This window comes from Geomonas diazotrophica (assembly GCF_019063885.1).
Lineage (GTDB): Bacteria > Desulfobacterota > Desulfuromonadia > Geobacterales > Geobacteraceae > Geomonas > Geomonas diazotrophica.
Genome location: NZ_CP077684.1, coordinates 2,925,776 through 2,944,670 on the forward strand (window position 1 = coordinate 2,925,776; position 18,895 = coordinate 2,944,670).

The 18,895-nt window shown below is 67.5% G+C and carries 11 protein-coding genes; 7 read left to right on the plus strand and 4 right to left on the minus strand.

Annotated elements, in window-relative coordinates; all coding sequences use genetic code 11:
- Positions 1-62: 62 nt before the first annotated feature.
- Positions 63-5,279, minus strand: a complete 5,217-nt coding sequence (locus tag KP003_RS12745; protein ID WP_217299648.1) for an MBG domain-containing protein — start codon at positions 5,277-5,279, stop codon at positions 63-65.
- A 2-nt stretch (positions 5,280-5,281) separates the two neighbouring features.
- Positions 5,282-9,904 carry a pilus assembly protein gene (locus KP003_RS12750; protein WP_216788653.1) on the minus strand — a complete coding sequence of 1,541 codons (4,623 nt, stop codon included), beginning with the start codon at positions 9,902-9,904 and terminating at the stop codon, positions 5,282-5,284.
- Positions 9,905-10,190: 286 nt separating this feature from the next.
- Between KP003_RS12750 and KP003_RS12755 the strand changes: the two genes are divergently transcribed.
- The 3 genes from KP003_RS12755 to KP003_RS12765 are packed head-to-tail and all read left to right on the plus strand — an operon-like array spanning position 10,191 to position 14,335.
- On the plus strand, positions 10,191-11,378 hold the full coding sequence (locus KP003_RS12755; RefSeq protein WP_216788655.1) for a hydrogenase small subunit: 1,188 nt from the start codon (positions 10,191-10,193) through the stop codon (positions 11,376-11,378).
- 57 nt (positions 11,379-11,435) lie between these two features.
- On the plus strand, positions 11,436-13,151 hold the full coding sequence (locus KP003_RS12760) for a nickel-dependent hydrogenase large subunit (RefSeq protein WP_216788656.1): 1,716 nt from the start codon (positions 11,436-11,438) through the stop codon (positions 13,149-13,151).
- Positions 13,148-14,335, plus strand: coding sequence for a cytochrome b/b6 domain-containing protein (locus KP003_RS12765; protein ID WP_216788658.1), 1,188 nt, complete (start codon positions 13,148-13,150; stop codon positions 14,333-14,335). Before KP003_RS12760 ends, KP003_RS12765 begins: the two co-directional genes overlap by 4 nt.
- Before the next feature lie 143 nt (positions 14,336-14,478).
- Here KP003_RS12765 and KP003_RS12770 read toward each other — a convergent pair whose 3' ends face one another.
- Positions 14,479-14,670 carry a ferredoxin gene (locus KP003_RS12770; RefSeq protein ID WP_216499379.1) on the minus strand — a complete coding sequence of 64 codons (192 nt, stop codon included), beginning with the start codon at positions 14,668-14,670 and terminating at the stop codon, positions 14,479-14,481.
- A 36-nt stretch (positions 14,671-14,706) separates the two neighbouring features.
- Complete coding sequence (locus tag KP003_RS12775) at positions 14,707-15,051, minus strand: YtxH domain-containing protein (RefSeq protein ID WP_216788660.1); 345 nt, start codon at positions 15,049-15,051, stop codon at positions 14,707-14,709.
- 158 nt (positions 15,052-15,209) lie between these two features.
- Here KP003_RS12775 and KP003_RS12780 point away from each other — a divergent pair, with 158 nt between their 5' ends.
- From KP003_RS12780 to KP003_RS12795, 4 genes are all read left to right on the plus strand, one after another.
- Positions 15,210-16,271, plus strand: a complete 1,062-nt coding sequence (locus KP003_RS12780) for a hypothetical protein (protein WP_216788668.1) — start codon at positions 15,210-15,212, stop codon at positions 16,269-16,271.
- A 3-nt stretch (positions 16,272-16,274) separates the two neighbouring features.
- Positions 16,275-17,447 (plus strand): vWA domain-containing protein, encoded by a 1,173-nt coding sequence (locus tag KP003_RS12785; RefSeq protein WP_216499382.1) that lies wholly within the window; start codon positions 16,275-16,277, stop codon positions 17,445-17,447.
- A 5-nt stretch (positions 17,448-17,452) separates the two neighbouring features.
- Positions 17,453-17,863, plus strand: a complete 411-nt coding sequence (locus tag KP003_RS12790; protein WP_216499383.1) for a hypothetical protein — start codon at positions 17,453-17,455, stop codon at positions 17,861-17,863.
- Between the two features lie 145 nt (positions 17,864-18,008).
- Complete coding sequence (locus KP003_RS12795) at positions 18,009-18,869, plus strand: substrate-binding domain-containing protein (RefSeq protein WP_216499384.1); 861 nt, start codon at positions 18,009-18,011, stop codon at positions 18,867-18,869.
- The last annotated feature ends 26 nt before the right edge of the window (positions 18,870-18,895 follow it).

An 18,895-nucleotide genomic window follows, 5' to 3' on the forward strand; every position in this document is an offset into this window, starting at 1 on the left:
TCCTGGTGGATAGATTAGAGACGTCTTTACGATGTTGGAGCGGGAAAGGCAAGGAAAAGTTCCTAAAAATGCAGCACCCCCACGATCCTCCTCAAGAGCACCAGGAGGTCCCCCACGTCGATGACACCGTCCGGCCGGGGCACCCCGTTCACCAGCGGGGCCAGGTCCCCGTGGGCCAGTGCCGCGGCGGTCGCCGGCTCCGCCCCCAGCGAGATCCTCAATAGCTGCAAGGCATCCCGGATATCGACGCTGCCGTTGCCGTCGAGGTCGCCGCCGATCAGCCCGATCCGCACCAGGTTCCTGTGCGCCACGCTGGTCGTCCCGTCGGCGGAGCTGGCCCGTACCGTGATCCGGTTTTCCCCCAGGGCAAGCGGCAGCTGTTGCTGGAAGAGTCCGGCGGCCACCTCGGGGGCGAACACGGCCCCTCCCGCCTCTATCTGCACCCTTCCCGCCGCCGCGCTCCCCGCCGTGCCGCGGATGGTGACCGACTCCGCCTCGGTCCTCAGGTCCTGCACCGGGTCGTTCACGGAGAGCGCCGGGGCTGCCGGGTTGAAGGTGACGCTCCGCTTGACCCTCGCGCTGCGTCCATCCAGTTCCGCGTTCAGCTCGATGGTGTTCACCCCTTCGGCGAGGAGGGCACTTCCCGTGAATCCCCCGCCGCCGACCTGGAGGAGCTGCAGGGCTGCGCCGTTCACCGCCATGCTCACGGTGCTCCCCGGGGGTGCGGTCCCCGTGACGGCGCAGCTCACGGCATCGGTGACGCTGTTGTCCGCGGGGACGCTCACCGCCAGGACCGGCGCCAGCGCGTCCAGCGTGACGCTGAAGGTGTGCGTGGTCGCGTTTCCGGCTCCGTCCCGGGCGGTCACCACGATGGAGTTTTCCCCGTCGGCCAACATGACGGCGGAACTGAAGAGCGCCGCGTCGGCGCTGCGTTCGCTGCCGGCCACCCTGAGGCTCGCGATGCCCGAGACGTCCGCGGCACTCCCCATGATGTTGAGAACCGGGTTGGCGGTGCTCGCCCCCGCGTTGAGGGTGGAGAGGGAGAGCTGCGGCGGGGTTCCCTCCTGGGCCACGGCGAGCGTCCTCGAAACCGGCAAGGCGGGGAGGTAATTGCCGCTTCCCTCCTGCAGCGCGCTGATGACCGTGGTGCCGGCGCCGACGACGGTCACCGTGCTCCCCTCCACCGTAGCCACGGCGGGGTCGGAACTGCGGTAGCTGAGCGGGAGCCCGCTGCTCGCGCTCCCCTCAAGGTCGAAGGGTGGGTCCCCCACCACCTTCTGGGCCGGCGAGGTGAAGCTCACCTGCTGTCCGCTTCTGTGCACCACGAAAGGCTGCGATTTCTCCGGGGCCGTTTCCAGGTCGCCGCCCCCCCCCTGTGAAGCGGTGATTACCGCGCTCCCCGCGCCGGTGATGGTGATGACGTCGCCGTCCACGCGGGCCACATCCGGGTTGGAACTGCGGAAGCCGAGCGGGAGCCCGCTGCAGGCGGAGGCGACGATCTGGAAGGGGGGATCGCCGAAGGTCCGTTCCGGGATGGCGGGGAAGGTGATTTCCTGGCACGACCTGTACACGGTCAGCGTGCCGTTCACCGGCACCAGCTGGTAGTTCGCCGCCTGCAGCGTGCCGGCGCCGGCCACGATGGAGTAGCTCCCGGCCGGGCTCGACAGGCTGGCGAGGGTTGCTAGCGCAGGGGCGCCGGTCAGGACGGAGTTCCCCTCCCCGTTCACGAACCCGAGGTAGGCTGCGGTCAGTTCGGGGTTCGGGGTGAGGTAGGCGCGGGACTTGTCCTCGGCCACCACCCGCAGGGGGGCCTTGGCGACGGCCAGGGTCACCGGGACCTCGGGGGCCGGATCCCAGAAACCGTCCCCCCCCTGGGAGGCGGTGATCACGGTGCTCCCCGCGCTGGTGATGCGGATCTCCCCGCCGACCACGACGGCGGCGGCCGGGTTGGAGCTGACGTAGCTCACGGGGAGCCCGCTGCCGGCGCTCCCCCCGGCTGCGAAGGGGGGGGCACCGTAGACCTTCGGGGGAGGTTGCGCGAAGGTGATGCTCTGGGGGCGCCCGGCGACGGTGAAGCTGCCGTCGGCGAAGCTGTAGCGGTAGTTTGCGCTGGTGATGTTCCCCAGCTCGGCGTGGATGGGGTAGCTCCCCCTGGGGGTGGCGGCATCGACCGCCGTGGTGATGAGCGGAGCTCCCCCGAGGCTGGCCGCGCTATCCCAGGGGGCGAGTCCGGAAAAGGTTGCTGTGAGCGGGGGATTGGCGAAGCCGGCGGTCTTTGCCTGGTCGTCGGCCTTCACCAGCAGCGGGGCCTGGGTGATGGTGAGGCTGGCGCCGTTGAAGACGAGGTCGTAGCCGCTTCCCAGGGCGAGGGTCCCCCGGGTGATGGCGTGGCTCCCGACGTTTTCGCCGGAGACCCGGGAGAGTTCCCCGCTGATCCGGTCGGCGCCGTTTAGTGGAGGGGCGAAGCTGTAGGTGAGCGGTGGGTCGGCCGCGCCGTAGATCTTTTCCTTTGCGTGGGCCGTGACGGTGACGGTGACCTTCTGGGGCCTGAGACGGTAAAGCCGCACCGACTCCACCAGGTCCCCGGCACTCCCCGCTTCCCCCGCCACCACCCCCCTGGCGCGCAGGTAGCGGTTTACGTCCGTGCCCAGCGAGGGAAGGTCGAGGCGGTCGAGCTGCCATCCCCCGGGAATGCGGTGCGCCTGCCCCAGCGGTATCCAGACCGGGGCGGCCGCGTCGGGGTTCTCGCTGTAGTCGAAGCTCACCCGCCAGAGCTCGGGTGCGCTCCCGGACCTGAGCCAGGTAACCGTGTCCCCGGCGGGGGAGACCGAGAGTTCCTCGGAGCTCCAGCCGTTGGCAAAGCGGGCCAGCTTGTTCCTTCCCCCCACCCCGACGAAATCGCCGGCCACCAGCATCTTGCCGTCGGGCTGCAGGGTCACGCTGTTCACGAGCCCCCCCGGCCCCCACCCCGGGACCGGTATGGCCAGGTCGAGGGAGGGGTCCAGGCGCCCCTCGGCGGTGACCCGAGCCAGGCAGGAGCGGTCGAGCACGGTCCCGAAGCCGTCGTAGAGCCGGTCGAAGATGCCGTAGACCAGCATGCCGCCGTCGGCCTGGAGGGTTACGTTGGTGATGAGGGAGGGGTAGACCGGGTTGCTGGAGCGGGCCTCGAACACGAACCCCTCGTCGACCGCCCCGTCGCCGCCCAGGCGCACCAGGTTCCTCCAGAGCGGCACCGGCAGGCCGGTGACGGGGTCGGTGACGCTGCCGGGGTATTTCAGGTTCCCCGCAACCAGGATCCCCCCGTCGGGCAGTTCCAAAAGGGTGTCCACCTCCCCCGGGAACTGCACCGGTGTGCCGCCGTTCCAGGCGGGGTCAAGGGAGCCGTCGGGCAGCAGCCGCAGCACCTTGCCGGTGTCGGTGCCGACCAGGAGCAGGTTGCCACGCTGGATGGCCAGGAAGGTCACCACCCCGTCCAGCTCGGCGGGGGGAACGAAGCTCTCGTCGCGCTCCCCCGACCCCTTGAACCGGGACAGGCAGCGCCAGGTCGAGACGGCATCGGAGTACCCCCCGACGTAGACCATGCCGTCCTCGGCGAGGGTGCCGTCGGCCGGCTGGACCAGCGCCGATATCCACCCCCACCCCGCGTCGAGGCGGGAATCGACCGCCGTGTTGAACGAGGCCGGCCCAGGCACCCCCGCCCGGTCCACCTGTACCAGCTCGCGCTGGGGGACGCCATTGACCGTCAGGAACTCGCCCGCAAGGAGCATCCCCCTGTCGGGGAGCTGCGCGATGCTGAAGACGCGCTGCTCTAACTCCAGCGGCCCGAAAGAGCGGTCCAGGGACCAATCCTGCTTAAGCCTTGCGTTGTAGGGAGCCGCATTCCCCATGAGCGTCGTGAACGTACCGGCAAGGTAGGTGCTGCCGTCGGTCCCAAGCGACGTCCTGACCACCATCTCCCACGGGTCGTCCACCAACTGGGGGAGGTCGTCGTCCAGCGCCCCCTGCTCGGGATAGAAACGCGCCAGCGAGGTGCGCGGGACCGCGCCGATGTTGGCGAAGTCGCCGCCGGCCAGGATCTTGCCGTCCCCCTGCCTGGCCAGCGCCCGGATCGCCCCGTCCGCCGGGGGGAAGGTCACCGCGGAGAGCGAGCCGTCCAGGTTCAGGCGGGCCAGGTTCCTGCGTTGGGCCAGGGGAGGTCCCACGGCGAACTCCCCCGCCACCAGGATCTTCCCGTCGGGCTGCGGCAGCAGCGAGGAGACCCGGGCGCCGGCTGCCTGGATAAAGCCGGCATCGAAGCCGTCGTCCCGGGTGCCGTCCTCCTTGAGCCGCGCCAGGTAGTCGCGGGCGAGGAGCCCTCCCGAGAAATCGCCCCCCACGAGGATATAGCGGTCCTCCTGCACGGCCAGGGCGCGCACCCCCCCTCCCGGCGCGGGAGGCCTGAAGCCGGCGTCGTACTCCCCGGAGGCGGAGAACCTGGCGATGTTGGCCGACCAAGGGGTGGCGAACTCCCCGCCGACCAGCACCGACCCGTCCTGCAGCGCCAGGGCGTGCACCGCCACGTTCCCCGCGTCGTTTCCGAGCCCGCCGAGATAGCTCCAGCTGAGCTCCCCGCTGGCCGCCCCCGCCACCGACACCCCGGCGAGGTTGCGGGTCGCTACACCGGCCTTGATCTCGGCGAAGGTCCCCCCCACCAGGATGCCGCTCCCTCCCGGCAGCAGGAGCATGGCGTTGACGCTCACCGGTGCCGGGGTGGTGACCGGGTCGAAGCCCGGGTCGAGGGAACCGTCGCCCCCCGACAGCCTCGCCACCCCCTTGCGGGAGGTGGCGCCGGCCGTGGTGAAGCCGCCGCCGATCAGCACGAGGTCCGGGTTGGCTGAGCTGACCGGGTCGGGCTGGAGCGCCAGGGCATGCACCGGGCCGTCCAGAAGGGGAGGAACGAAGGAGGTGTCCAGGGTGCCGTCGGGGTTGATCCTCGCGATATTCCTGCGGGTCTGGGCGGCGCCGGCGAGGGTGAAGTCGCCACCGATCACGATCTTCCCGTCCTGGCGCTGCTGCGCGATGGCGTGCACGGAGCCGCTGATGGCGACGCTGCCGCCGTTGTAGATGCCGAAACCGTCCAGGCCGGGCGAGATGGCAAGGGAGGGGGACGCCGTCAACGCCAGCAACAGCGATAACAGCACGATCGCAACGAGTGACCTCCTCGTCTCGCGGCCGGGCCCACGGGGCATCTCCCGCGCGTCCGGCACCGGGGCTCTTCTTGCCGCAGCCACCTCTCGCATAGCTAGCGCTCCTGGATGTGGATGATCTTTTTCAGAGGCTTCAGGCCGCTGTTGGTGACCAGCCGCGGCTTGAGCGCCTTGCCCGGCAGCGGGGCGCTGCGCCGCTTGCCCCGGTCGCCGAGGCTCCCCACGTCGATCTCGGCGCTGCTGCCGTTGGCGAGCGGGACCAAGGCCTGGGCCGAGACTAAGGGGATGCCGGCGCCCGAGCTGTAGTGCACCCCCCACAGGTAGGAGACCCCCTCCAGGCAGGGGTCCAGGGGGGGCTTGAAGGTCGGGAAGAAGACGGCGCCGCCGGTGACCGAGGCGGGGCTGTCCACGACGCGCTCGCTCCCGAGGGCGCCGGAGGCGGGGTCGAGGAGGATGCGCCACCCCTGGTAGCCGCTCCCCTGGTTCCGGGGGAGAACGGCGTTGGCGACGTCGCTTACGTCGTTGAGGTCGGACGGCTTGAGGGTGGGGGTGCTGCAGTCCCCCCGCAGGGTGTTGTCGCCGGCGTAGCAGGGCTCGCTCACGCCGTAGAGCGCGCGCTGCGGGTAGAGGTCGTCCTGGGTGTTGAAGTACCTCCCCCCCCCGAAGTAGAGCCAGAGCCTCTTGTACTGGCGGTCCTGGAGCTTGGCCACCGCACCGGTCACCGGCCCCACGTCGTCGATCACCCGGCTTGTCTTCCAGTTGCCCGGGTCCGGGTCATGCCCGGTGAAAAGGCGCAGCACCCCTCCGGTCCACCCCCCTCCCGCGGCGAGCCGGGTGTAGCCCAGGTAGAGGGCATCGTCCTCGTACTGCCCTACCTTGGCGGGGGAGCTGTCCCACTTGTCGGCATCGATCCCCGCGCCCGCCATGCTGCCGCCGAAGGCGTTGGCTATGCCGGTGTCGATGACCCAGAAGTTGCGCCCCTGGGTGAGCGGCGGTACGGCGTTCAGGTCGACCACGAAGAGCTTCAGGTTCTGGTCCGAGGTGCCGGTGAAGCTCCGGCTCTCCCTCTCGACCGCACCGGTTGGGCCCGAGGCGAAGACGGCGAACCAGCGCCCGTTCTTGTCGGGGTCGTGGACCAGGTCGGTTCCTTTCAGGGTGCGCGCCTTGATGCGCAGGACCGCCGCGCCGGAGGTCGCGAAACCGAGCTCCGGGTGGGAAAACTCCCAGAGGAGCCGCGGCGTGCCGCTGCCGTCCCCCCCCTGCCCGGTCACGTCCAGGGCGAAATAGCTGGAGAGCCCCCCAACGCCCGCCGCCGGGGCCTTGACGCAGGTGGCGGAGCTCCCCTGGTCGCTGCAGGAGGCCCCTGCCGGCCTGCTCGCCCCTCCCAGCCCCATCCCCCCGATCAGGACGGTACGCCAGCTCCCCCCGCCCTCCCTGAGGCAGTTCCAGTAGTCGTCGCGGCTGCAGCGCTCGGGATCGCCTATGCAGGCGTCGACGAGCGCCGTGGGGCCGTCCACGAAGTACAGATGCGGGTAGAGCGGCTCCTTCAGGTACCGGAGGTAGGGGAGCGCGTTTTTGGGGACGAAGGCCCACTCCTCCTCCCCCACCCCGCTGCCGAGCAGTACCGCCTTGCGATCTGCCGGCCAGGTCTCGGACCTGCCGGGACGTACCTTGAGCATCCCCAGCCGGAAGGCGTGCAGCATGCCGTCGTTGGCGCCGACGTAGACCGTGCCCCGGTTGGCGTAGGTCCCCTCGGGGTCGATGAACTGCAGATAGGAGCCGTCCCCGTAGCCGCGCGGGGGGGGAAGGTGGTAGCTCCCGAGGGGGACCGAGGTCTGCAGCACCGGCGCGGAGGAGACGATGTCCCCGAGCTTCCAGACCTTCTTGCCGCTGCCGCCGTAGGCCGCCACGCTGCGGTCCCTCGTGGGCGCCCCGCTCCTCCCTTCACTGTCGTCGATCCCCCGCACGAAGGCGACGATCTGCTCCGCCTCGGCCTGGTCCCGGGCCAGCAGCAACTGCCGGTTTCCCGCCACCGAGCCGTCCAGGAAGGGAACCAGGGAGGCGCCGTCGGTCTGCGTGTAGATGGTCCGGTCCGAAGCCCCCTTCTCCCGGAGCTGCCGCCCGGCGCGCCAAAGGCTCTGCACCGCCTCGGGCGCCACCTCCAGCGGGTAGCCGGCCGGCTGTCCCGGGTCGACGACCCCGTCGCCGTCGGCGTCCAGGTAGAGCCTGGCCCGGGCCTCGCCCAGCGCCGGGTCCGAGACGAACCGGACCGCCCGGTCCCGCTTCAGGTCGAGCGTCTTGTCGCCGTCGGTGTCCTCCCTGATGCCGCTCGCGGCGCCGCTGCTCCCCACGAAGGGGTCGATGTAGTACCAAAGAGCCTGCAGCTCCCCGATCCAGGCGGCCGAGCTCTGCCCCCCGTCGAAGCTCTTGTTCGGGTAGAACTGGGGCTGCAGGAACAGGGCGCCGTTTCCCTCCCCGGTTGCCAGTATCGAGCTGCTGGTCCCGGCGTTTGGGCCGCCGATCACCTGCTGGAACACCCCTTTCAGCGCGTTTTGCAAGCCGGCGGGATCCTGCACCGTCTTGATGCTCCCCCCTCCCTTGGCGGCGGTGAGCTGCATCATCTTCTCGGGGACCCCTTCGTCGCCGGTCGCGCAGCTGCCGTCCGCGTTGTACCCGGTCCCGGTCCCGGGGTCGCCGCAGGGGGGCCCGGTGTAGACCACGTGCGTGGTGATGTACTGCCTCTGCAGCTCGATGGGCTGAGCCGGGTCGATGATGTTGCGGTGCCGTGCGATCCAGGCGAGGTCGTCCAGGTTGTAGCTCCCCGCGTTTTCCGGGGCGGCCGTCGCCGCCGTGCCGGAGCCGGTGACCTGGCTCGCGGGCATGGGATCGCCCCCGCCCCCCCACCTCGCCACCGCCGCCTCCACGAAGCCGTTCGTGGCGGCAGCGCGGTCCGCCGTGGACATGCCGTCGCTCAGGATGAGGACGTTGTTCCTCTGGCAGCCGTACTTCGACGGCGGGTACGCCGTGTCGTAGTCCTCCGGCTGGAACCTGAAGGAGGGGTTGCCGGCGAAATAGCCGATGGCCTCGTAGAAGGTCTCGGCCAGCGGCGTCCAGGAGGTCCCCCTGACGGCGTCGATGGCCGCCACCAGCCCGCTGGAGTGATCCCCCAGCGGCGACAGGTTGAGGTAGGAGATGACCCTCCCCCCGTCTTTGCGGGGATCCGGGCGGCAGACGCCGGAGTTCGGGATAGCGCCGTCGCAGTCCACGTTGAAGTTGCATTCGCTGTGTGGCACGGGGTCGTTGGCGTTACTGCAGTGGCTCAAGCAGCCGATGGCGCCGCCGCACTCGGAACCGGCCCCGTCGTCGTTGAATACCATGGCGCCGAAATTGATGTCGGAGGCGAACTGCTGCACGAGCCCTGCGGGCGCCGCATCCGGGGCGAGGCGAACCTGGGCGGTCAGCGCCACGGCGCCGAGGCTCGTGATACCCGCGTCGAGGATGAAGGAGGGGAGGCTCGCCCTGCTCCCGGCCTGGTTCGCGTTGGCCGACGGGTCGGCCAGCCACGGGTCGGTGAGGTCGCTGCAGAAGTCCTCGATCACGTAGGGCGCGCACTGCGGGAGCCAGCCGCCGGTACCCATCTTGTAGCACTGCCCCAGGTACCCGAAGCTGAAAGTGATCCCCTCGTGGTTCCGCAGGTCGTGGAAGATCCCCCTGGCGCAGACGTCGTCGCCGGTGTTCTTGACGATCTTCATGAGGTTGGATCCGTACACCTTCAGGTAGCGGGTCGCGCAGTCCGCCTGCAGCAGGGTCACTTCGCCGGGAAGGATCGGGGCCCCCGCCCGATGGGAGTAACAAAGGCTCAGGGCCTGGGTGAAGATCTTGCCCGGCGTCGGCACGTTGTTGGCGTCGTACAGCGGCCCCAGGCACCTGCCGGCGGAATCGGCGAGGTCGGTCGCGCCGGCGCCCTCCTGCCATTTCCGCACCGCCGCGAGGCAGTCGTCCTTGTTGTACCTGGCCGGGTAGATGTCGATCCGGGTCGGGCCGCCGTGGCTGGACTGGGAAACGTACCCCGACTCGGAGGGGATCGGTCCGCGCACCCCGAAGGTCACCGGAAGCGGCACGCCGTTGCCGTCGTTGACTATCTTCACGTACCGTTTCCCCTGGCAGCCGCGCGACTCCGCCTGAAGCCTGCCGGTGGCCGGGTCGTACTTCCCCCCGGTGAGGGCCAGCTTTTCCAGGTCCAGCTTGCTCATGGCGAGCCAGTTCAGGAACTTACCGGTGGCGAGGAAGCGGTCCGCCTTCTTCTTGGCATCCACGTTGACGCAGAAAAAGGTGGTGCCGGCCAGGTTGCAGCTGCTCCCGTCGATGCCGGTGCCGGTGGCGACGGCGAAGCTGTCGCTGGCGACGACGTAGCGGTAGAGCTTGTCCTGCTGGAAATAGCCGGGGTAGTTGTGGGCAGGATCGAAGCTGTCATCCAGGCAGAAGGTGCCGGGGTCGGTGTAGGCGAGATCGTACATGCTGGCGGAGTTGTCGATCAAAAGGAGCAGGTTCGGCTTGATGCCCAGGCCGGGCAAGGGGGGGACGCTGCAATAGGCCGGCATCGAGACCGCGGCATCCTCTCCCCACGCCTGCAGCGGCAGCCAAAGCAGCACCTGCACCACAAAGCATACGACAGCCGGGGCGATCACCCGGGCGACCAGTACCCTACCCTTTCCCATCTCGGCCACCTCTCCCATTAAAGGCTCGCGTCGGGATGCCGGACGCGCCTCTTTTATTAGAAATTTTCAATCAGAGAAGTATAGCGTCGAGAGTGCGAAAAAAAAGTCCCCACACCTTTTAAGGAGTTCCGGCCGGGGAACCGGCCAAACCTCTAATTGACATCGTTTTTTATAGCGTTAATCTTTTCCTCGTGTTCATTGGAACATTCGACGGCACTCCCATCGGCCCTGGCGGTTCTCGCACCTGCCTTCCCCAGCGGGAAGGAAGCGGAGTTGGAGAACGGATATGAAAGATCCCGTGGAAGGCGGTTGGTCGCGCGGCGAGACCTTCGAGGAGTTTCTGTCGCGGCGCGGCGTCAGCAGGCGCGAGTTTCTCACCTTTTGCGGCAGGATGGCGGCGTGCTTCGCCGCCGCCGCGGCGCTCCCGGGGGGCTCCCATGCCCTGGCCGAGGAGATGGCGCAGAGGCTCTCGGGTGCCAGACGCCCAAGCGTCATCTACCTGCAGTTGCAGGAATGCACCGGCTGCCTGGAGAGCCTGCTCCGCTCGGGGAGCAGCCCCATCGACCGGCTGGTCCTGGAACAGGTCTCCCTGGATTACAACGAACTGCTGATGGCCCCTTCGGGAAGCGCCGCCGAAGAGGTCCTGCGTGAGGCGGCTGCGAAGCCGCACCTGCTCCTGGTGAACGGGTCGGTTCCCCTGGGATACGACGGGGCCTGCTGCACCATCGGCGGCGATTCGGCCGCCAATATCCTGCGCCGCGCGGCGCAGAAGGCTGACGCCATCATGGCCGTGGGCGCCTGCGCCGAGTACGGTTGCGTCCAGGCCGCCTCCCCCAACCTCACCGGCGCCGTCGGAGTCTCAGACGTCATCACCGACCGCCCCGTGGTCAACATCAGCGGCTGTCCCCCCATCGCCGAAACCATCACCGCCACCCTCACCTACTACCTCGCCTACGGACACCCCCCGCCCCTGGACGGCATGGGGCGCCCGCTCTTCGCCTACGGCCAGAGGATCCACGACAAGTGCCCGCGCCGGGCCAGCTTCGATGCCGGGCAGTTCGCCGAGCGCTTCGACGACGAGAACGCCCGTCGGGGACACTGCCTGTACCGCCTCGGGTGCAAAGGTCCCGCCACCTTCGCCCCCTGCGCGACGCTTGAGTGGAACCTGGGACAGAGCTTCCCGATCAAGGCGGGACATCCCTGCCTGGGCTGCACCGAGCGCCACTTCTACGACCGGATGACCCCCTTCTACCGCAGGCTCCCCGGTTTCGTGGTCCCCGGCCTGGGGGTCGAGGCAACCGCCAACACCATCGGCGCCGCCGCCGTGGTCGCCTCGGTGGGCGGCGTGATGGTCCATTCGGCCGCCACCGTGATCGCGAAGAAGAGGGCGAAGAAAGCCCAGCCGGAGACCCTGCCGCTCGCGGTACTCGGGGACAAGGAGAAGACGGAAGAAGAGGGAGACAAAAGGGCGTAACAGCTTTTAGAGCTGATATTCGGCGTCTTTGGTTTTGAACACCAAAAGGAGGTCGCGATGGCCCGCGAGCGTATCGTCATCGATCCCATCACCCGAATCGAGGGGCACCTGCGCATCGAGCTGGAGAGCGAGGGGGGGAGGATCGGCAACGCCTGGGCCTGCGCGACCCAGTTCAGGGGGATCGAAAGGGTGTTGCAGGGGCGCGACCCGCGCGACGCCTGGGCCTTCGCGCAGCGCATCTGCGGCGTCTGCACCGGCGTGCACGCCATCGCGTCGGTCCGCGCCGTCGAGGACGCCATCAAGTGCAAGATCCCCCCCTGCGCGGAACTGATCCGCAGCCTGGTCTCCGGGATGGCCACCCTGCAGGACCACGTGATGCACTTCTACCACCTGCACGCCCTGGACTGGGTCGACGTGATGAGCGCGCTCAAGGCCGACCCCGCCGCCACCTCCCGCCTGGCAGCCTCGCTCTCCCCCTGGCCCAACAACTCGGCAACCTGGTTCCGGGAGGTGCAAAAGCGGGTGGCTGATTCGGCCGGCGGGGGGCTCGGCATCTTCGCAGGGGGGTACTGGGGACACCCCGCCTACCGCCTCCCCGCCGAGGCGAACCTGATGGCGCTCGCCCATTACCTGGAGGCGCTCTCCTGGCAACGCGAGATCATCCGCCTGCACACCATCTTCGCCGGCAAGAACCCGCACCCGAACTACCTGGTGGGGGGCATGGCCTGTTCCATCAACCTCGACAACCAGATCGCCATCAACCGGGTGCGCCTGGACGAGATCGCCGGGATGATCGACCAGGCCAGGCGCTTCGTGCTCGAGGTCTACTACCCGGACGTCCTCGCCATCGCCTCCTTCTACCCGGAGTACGCGGCCATCGGCGTCTCCTCCCCCACCCTCCTCGCCACCGGGGAGAGCGCCTACTCCTGCTCGGGCGCCCCGGCGGGAGGGGTGGTCCCGGCCGGGCTGGTCTTGGACGGCGATTACGGCACGCCCCACCCCTTCGATCCCAAGAAGATCGCCGAGTTCATCTCCTCGGCCTGGTACAGCCAGCCCGAGGGGGACCGGCAGGGGCTCCATCCCTGGCAGGGGCGCACCGAGCCGAACTACACCGGCCCGAAGCCCCCCTTCAAAGAGCTCTCCGACCACCCCAAGTACACCTGGTGCAAGGCGCCGCGCTACGATGGGCGCGCCGTGCAGGTGGGACCAAACGCCCGCATCATGGTCGCCTGCGCGCAGGGACACGCCGAGACGGTCGGGCTCGCCGGCGAGGGGCTCGCCAGGCTCGGCGGCGGCGTCGCCGCGCTCAATTCCACCCTGGGACGGACCTACTGCCGGGCGCTGGAGTCGGTGCTCCTGGCCCGGCGCATGGACCAGTGGTTCGCCCAGTTGAACGAGAGGATCCGGTCCGGTGACGTGGCCACCTTCAACCCGGAACTCTGGGAGCCCTCGAGCTGGCCCCGCCAGGCCCAGGGAACGGGTTTCATGGAGGCGGCCCGCGGCACCCTGTCGCACTGGATCGAGATCGAAAACGGGCGCATCTCGCGCTACCAGGCAGTGGTCCCCAGCACCTGGAACAGCTCCGGCCGCGACCCCGGCGGCCAGATGGGGCCCTTCGAGCAGGCCCTGGCCGGCGACGGCAAGCACCCGCTCTCCGACCCCAAGCGCCCCATCGAGGTGCTGCGCACCATCCACTCTTTCGACCCGTGCGAGTCCTGCGCCGTGCACCTTCTGGTACCCGGTGGCGGCGGCGTGGAGGTAAAGGTGCAATGAGCCTCTACCAGATACCGGAATCCGAAATCCGCATCGAGCTTGGTGACCCGGTCCCCTTTGCCGGGAGGAAGCGGCGCGACCTGCTCATCGCCGCAGCCCTTGGGGCTCCCTTCGGGACCGCGGACCCGGTCGACCTGGCGCTTTTGAGCGCCGCCTCCAAGAAGGAGGACCTGCGTCACTACGAGCAGGCCGGCTTCACCCCGCTGGAGCCGCAACTGGCCCGGAGCGTGGCCCGGGTGCGGCGGGTGGATTCCGGCGAGGAGGCGCTCATCGCCCGCGGCGAGGTGGACACCATCCTCTACCTCTGCCACCCGGACGAGGCGACCCGCTACCGCGCGGAGCTCCAGGCGGAGATGCAGATGACGCACGGCTTCCGCGCGCTTGGCGTTGGGAGAGGGAGCATTGCCGCCGACGGCACAGAGCGGTGGGAATTCCTCGGCTACATCCCGGTGCGGGCCACCAGGCAGAAGAGCCGGCGCAGCGAGGAGCCTCGGGATTTCTACTACGTCCCGGTGTGGGACTGGCAGCTGCGCGTGCTGCACTGGCTGTCCGTGTTGTTGATCGTCATCCTCTCCCTGACCGGCCTGCTGATGGGGAGCAGCCGGTTCGTCTACGGGGTGACCGACGGCTACTCCAACTATCTGAGCTGGTTGCGGCTGACCCACTTCGTGGCGGGGTGGCTCCTTCTGTGCGCCGCCATCCTGCGCATCGCCGGGCTCTTCCTCGCCTCCAACCGGTTCCAGCGCTGGTACGCCCTGTTCCCGGTGCGGCTGCGCGACCTGAAGAACCTGCTCCAGGTGGCGCAGAACTACCTCTTCTGCCGCTTCGATCGTCCCCCGCACTACATCGGTCACAACCCGCTGCAGCAGGTCGCCTACACCGCCATCTTCGGGGTCGGGCTGCTGGCGCTTTTCACCGGGTTCGCCCTGTACGCGCTCTACTCCCCCGACAACTGGTTCTTCGGTTACCTGGTCCGGTTCGACAACCTGGTCGGGGTGCAGTATCTGCGCCTGGCCCACCAGCTGATCATGTGGATCTTCCTCGCCTTCATTCCCATCCACGTCTACCTTTCGGTCCGCGCCGACACGGTCGAGCGCGAAGGCGCCCTCTCCTCGATCGTGAGCGGCGGCCGCTGGTGCCGCAAGGGGACCAGGTTCGAAGACGCGGATGCAATTGACGATTGACGATGGACAATGGACAACGACAAGCGCCCGAGAAGCAGGTCCGCAGCATCCCCTCTCCCCACGGAGTCGGGGTGAGGGGTAACTAAAAAGGCCGCACCCCTTGGGGGTGCGGCCTTTTGGCTGCGTCCTTTGCTATCGGGGCATCAGCGCCAATGAATGCAGCTCACCGGGCAGACGTCGATGGCGTCACGTTGGATCTCGTCCTCGGAAGCGCCGGCCGGGTCATAGGCCTCTGCCTTGCCGTTGTCGGCAAACCGGAACACTTCCGGTACGTTGTCGGTGCAAAGACCACAGCTGATGCAGACGTCTTGGTCGACCCAGGGTTCTTTTGCCATGGTGATACCTCCTGTTGTTTGATTGTGAAGACCCCGCTAGATGCTATCCTCAAGCCTTTTCCTCTGCTCTTCCAGTTTCTCCTGTGCCTTTTCCAGCGCCGTCAGCAACATCTTCTTGGATTCCTTGGTCAGGCTTTCCTTCTCCTTCAGGAAATCCGCGGCGCGGTCGCTGGCACGCTCCACGAAGTCCGAAATCGTCTCCGCGAAGTCGCTCACCGCATCGTTGGCCTTGCCCCCGACGTCTTCGGCCAGGGAAGCGAGGTACTTCCGCGTCTTCTTGCCGGCCTGGGGAGCGAGTAACAGCGCGAGCCCGGCTCCGATCAGTCCCCCCACCACGAGCTTCACCATGCACCCTCCTTCGCAGCACTCTTTGTGTCCCATACCGTCTCCTCCGTCCGCTGGTTTTGACAACAGCCGTAATACTACCAACAAAATTAACTTCGTCCAACCGGGCTGCCAATTTCCCCTTCCACCTTCTCATGAATCTGTGTAAGATATCGTTTCGGCTCGAACTTCAGATGCAGGAAGGTGGCAAAGCCATGAACGTGGAACAGATGAAGATCGTGGTGAAGGAGATCCTCTCCAAGACCGACCTCACCCCCTGTGTGGTGGGACACCGCGGGGTGGGCAAGAGTGCGGGGATCCTCCAGGCCTGCCGCGAGCTGGACCGGCGCTACGTCTCGCTGCGCCTGGGGCAGATGGAAGTGGGCGACCTGGTCGGCATCCCGTTTCGAAGCGGCGACGTGATGCAGTGGTCGCGCCCGTCGTGGCTGCCGGGGGACGAGGAGCTCCCGACCGTGATCCACTGCGACGAGCTGAACCGGGCCCAGCAGGAGGACACCCTGCAGGCCATCTTCCAGTTCGTCGAGCCCCCCGGCGAGGGGATGCTGCGCGCCATCCACACCCATACCCTTTCGCGCCGCCACAAGGTGGTGGTCAGCATCAACCCTCCCGACGGGAGCTACCAGGTGGCGACCCTTGACCGCGCGCTCATCGACCGCATGGTGATGCTCTTCGTGGAGACCGACTACCAGTGCTGGGCACGCTACGCCCAGAGGCGGGAGTTCGCCGGCGAGGTGCGCCAGTTCCTCGCGGGAAACCACGGCTTCCTCGCCAAGCAGGGGATGCCGATGGATATGCAGGTGGAGCCGAGCGAGCGCGCCTGGGAGATGGTGAGCGTGCTCAAGAAGAACTGCCGCTTCCCGGCCGAACTGGAGATGGAGGTCTACTCCGGGATCGTCGGCAAGGAGGCCGCCATCGCCTTCATGCGCTGGCTTTCCGACCGCAAGGGAAGGCCGGTGACGGCGGACGAGGTGCTAAACGACTGGGCGGGCGTGGCCGGGCGGGCCGAGGCGCAGCGCGACGACGTGCAGGCGGCCACCATCAACGACCTCTCCGCACTGCTCCAGGTCTCCGACGGGCTAAGCGAAGAACAGGAGGAAAACCTGGTCTCGTACATCGCCGTTTTGCCGCGCGACCTCCGTTTCGGCTTCGTGAAGTCGCTGCTGAAGATCCCCGCGGTCGCGCTTTTGCTGGTGAAGGACAAGCACGACGCCGTCATCTTCGACGCCATGCAGGCGATCAGCGAACAGGCGGGGTAACCGGTGTCACCCGGCACGCTGCAAAACGCCGTGGTGCGGCTTTTGAAGGAGCGCCCCTTCTACGGCCACTTCCTGCTCAACCTGCGCCGCGAGGAACGCCCGCTCAACGGGAAGGCCGCCGGGGTCACCATCCGCAACGGCACCCCGACGCTCGCCGTCGATCCCGCCCCCTTCTCCCTCCTCAGCGCAACCCAGCAGCAGGCGCTGCTCGAGCACCTGGTGAAGCACCTTCTGCACCTGCACATGCTGCGCGGCAAGGGGAGGAACTCGCACGACTGGGACCTCTGCTGCGACTTGGCCATCAACCCGGACACCCCGGGACTCCCCGAAGACGCGATCTACCCGAACCAGTTCGACCTTCCCGACGGCCTCGCCGCCGAGGAGTACTACCGGCTGCTGGTGCGCCCCTTCGACGTCGGCAACCTCTCGGGAAGCGGTTTCGGCGACGAGGCGCAGGAGGTCGAGGGGGCCTCGGGGGCGGGCAGGGATCCCGCTGGGGCCTCGACGCTGGACGATCACGCCATCTGGAGCGACGCCGACAGCACGCCGCTGCCGCTGGCCGAGGAGATGCTGCGCGCGGTGACCCGGGAGAGCCTGCGCGGCAGCGACGGCGAGGCCCCGGCCGAGGTGAGGGGGGTGGTGGAGGCGATCCTGCGCCCCTCCCCCATCCCCTGGCGCCAGGTGCTCCGGCAGTTCGTCGCCACCGCGGGGAGGATCGGCAGGAAGAGCACCTGGATGCGCGAGCACCGCCGCTTCGAGCACGACACCCCCGGTTCGCGCAAGCGGCACCGCCTGACGCTCCTGGTCGGCATCGACGTGAGCGACTCCACCGACATCGTCGAGCTCAGGGAGGCGTTCGCCACGGAGCTGCTGCAGATCGCCCGCGGCCGCGACGCCGCCATCACCGTGCTCTACGCCAACAGCAGGATCCAGCAGGTGGAGGCGTTCAAGGGGAGCGCCTTCGTGCCGGAGCGCTACGACGGCGGCGGCTTCACCGACCTGCGCCCCGTCTTCGAGTACGCGAAGACCATGCATCCCCTCCCCGCCGCGGTGATCTACCTCACCGACGGCATCGGCCCGGTACCGGAGCAGATGGAGCTCCCGACCCTGTGGGTCCTGACCGCGGAGGGGGAGAAACCGGCCCCGTGGGGCATCGAACTGAGACTGGAGGTGTGACGGATATGGAAGAAACGACGCCGGTGCCGATGACCGCCGAATCGGTCGGAGAGATCCTGAGGGAGGCGGGCGCCCAGGTCATGGTGCGCTCCGGGCGCAGCGAGAACTACAGCGCCCCCAGGGAATTCTCCTTCGAGGTGAAGGCGATTTTCGAGAACGGAATGGGACTGCACGTGGTGGCGCGCCAGTTCAACTACCGCGACCCGTGGGAAGCCGAGGGAAGGATCAACGAGCTGGTCGACGTGATGCTCTTGCGCGACGGCGCGCTCACCCCGCTCCCCAAGGGGTACCCCTATTTCCAGGGGATCGACGAGGAGTGCGGGCTGGACGAGACGATGCTGCGCGAGGTGATCGACTGCGTGCGCAAGGTGAATCCCAAGCTGTACCTGTTGCAGGAGATGACCGGGGATCTGTAATAATGGCAGTGCACCGGTTTGATTACTCTGCCCGCGGTGTTAAACTGTGTCAATGATTCGTGACTCTGTCATAAAAAAGTCCTTTTGACTTTCCAGGGCATACAGATCTGCATCAGAAACAATCGGAATTTGCAGGAGGTACGCGATGAAGCTGGCCGCAGTCCTAGCTGCTCTTATCTCTACTCTTTGCGTTGCTGACGTTACAGCATCGTCAGCCGAACCGCTGAAGTTCGGCGTCGCGGCCATGATCTCGCCGCAGGAAACGGTGAAATACTACCGGCAGATCATCGAATACGTGGGCAAGCGACTGGGACGACCGGTCGAGATGGTGCAAAAGCAAAATTACGACGAGACGGACAGGCTGCTGGAAAAAGGCGAGCTGAAAATGGCCTTCGTCTGCTCGGGGCCTTACGTGATGGACAAGGAGAAGTTCGGCGTCGAGCTCCTCGTGGCGCCGCAATCGTACGGGGAGCCCTTTTACTACGCCTACATCATCGCGCACAAAAGCAGCAACGTCACCGACCTGGCGCAGCTCAAAGGAAAGAGCTTCGCCTTCACCGACCCCAAATCGAACACCGGCAAGATCGTCCCCACCTACATGATCGGCAAGAGATTCAACCTCCCCCCCGAGAAGTTTTTCGGCAGGATCATCTATACCAAGACCCACGACAAGGCCATCGAAGCCGTAGCGAAGAAAATCGTCGACGGCGCCAGCGTGGACAGCCTGATCTACAACTACGCCGCCAGCAAGGACCCGCGTTTCACCAGCCAGACCAAGATCATCGCGAGGTCACCCCGCTACGGCATCCCTCCCATCGTCACCCGCAAGGACATCGACCCCGCCTTGAAGGCGCGCGTCAGGGACATCTTCCTGAACATGCATAAGGACCCGGAGGGGAAAGCGATTCTCTCGGCCATCAAGATCGACAGGTTCATCGTCCCCAGGGATGCCGACTACGACTCGGTTCGCGAGATGGAGAAGTGGCTCAGGATGAACATCAAGTAGGTATCCGCCCACAAGGGAGCCCGCTT

Coding starts and splice junctions, on each gene's coding strand:
- KP003_RS12745 (WP_217299648.1), bottom strand. CDS start 5,279: ATGCGAGAGGTGGCTGCGGCAAGAAGAGCCCCGGTGCCGGACGCGCGG.
- KP003_RS12750 (WP_216788653.1), bottom strand. CDS start 9,904: ATGGGAAAGGGTAGGGTACTGGTCGCCCGGGTGATCGCCCCGGCTGTC.
- KP003_RS12755 (WP_216788655.1), top strand. CDS start 10,191: ATGAAAGATCCCGTGGAAGGCGGTTGGTCGCGCGGCGAGACCTTCGAG.
- KP003_RS12760 (WP_216788656.1), top strand. CDS start 11,436: ATGGCCCGCGAGCGTATCGTCATCGATCCCATCACCCGAATCGAGGGG.
- KP003_RS12765 (WP_216788658.1), top strand. CDS start 13,148: ATGAGCCTCTACCAGATACCGGAATCCGAAATCCGCATCGAGCTTGGT.
- KP003_RS12770 (WP_216499379.1), bottom strand. CDS start 14,670: ATGGCAAAAGAACCCTGGGTCGACCAAGACGTCTGCATCAGCTGTGGT.
- KP003_RS12775 (WP_216788660.1), bottom strand. CDS start 15,051: ATGGGACACAAAGAGTGCTGCGAAGGAGGGTGCATGGTGAAGCTCGTG.
- KP003_RS12780 (WP_216788668.1), top strand. CDS start 15,210: ATGAACGTGGAACAGATGAAGATCGTGGTGAAGGAGATCCTCTCCAAG.
- KP003_RS12790 (WP_216499383.1), top strand. CDS start 17,453: ATGGAAGAAACGACGCCGGTGCCGATGACCGCCGAATCGGTCGGAGAG.
- KP003_RS12795 (WP_216499384.1), top strand. CDS start 18,009: ATGAAGCTGGCCGCAGTCCTAGCTGCTCTTATCTCTACTCTTTGCGTT.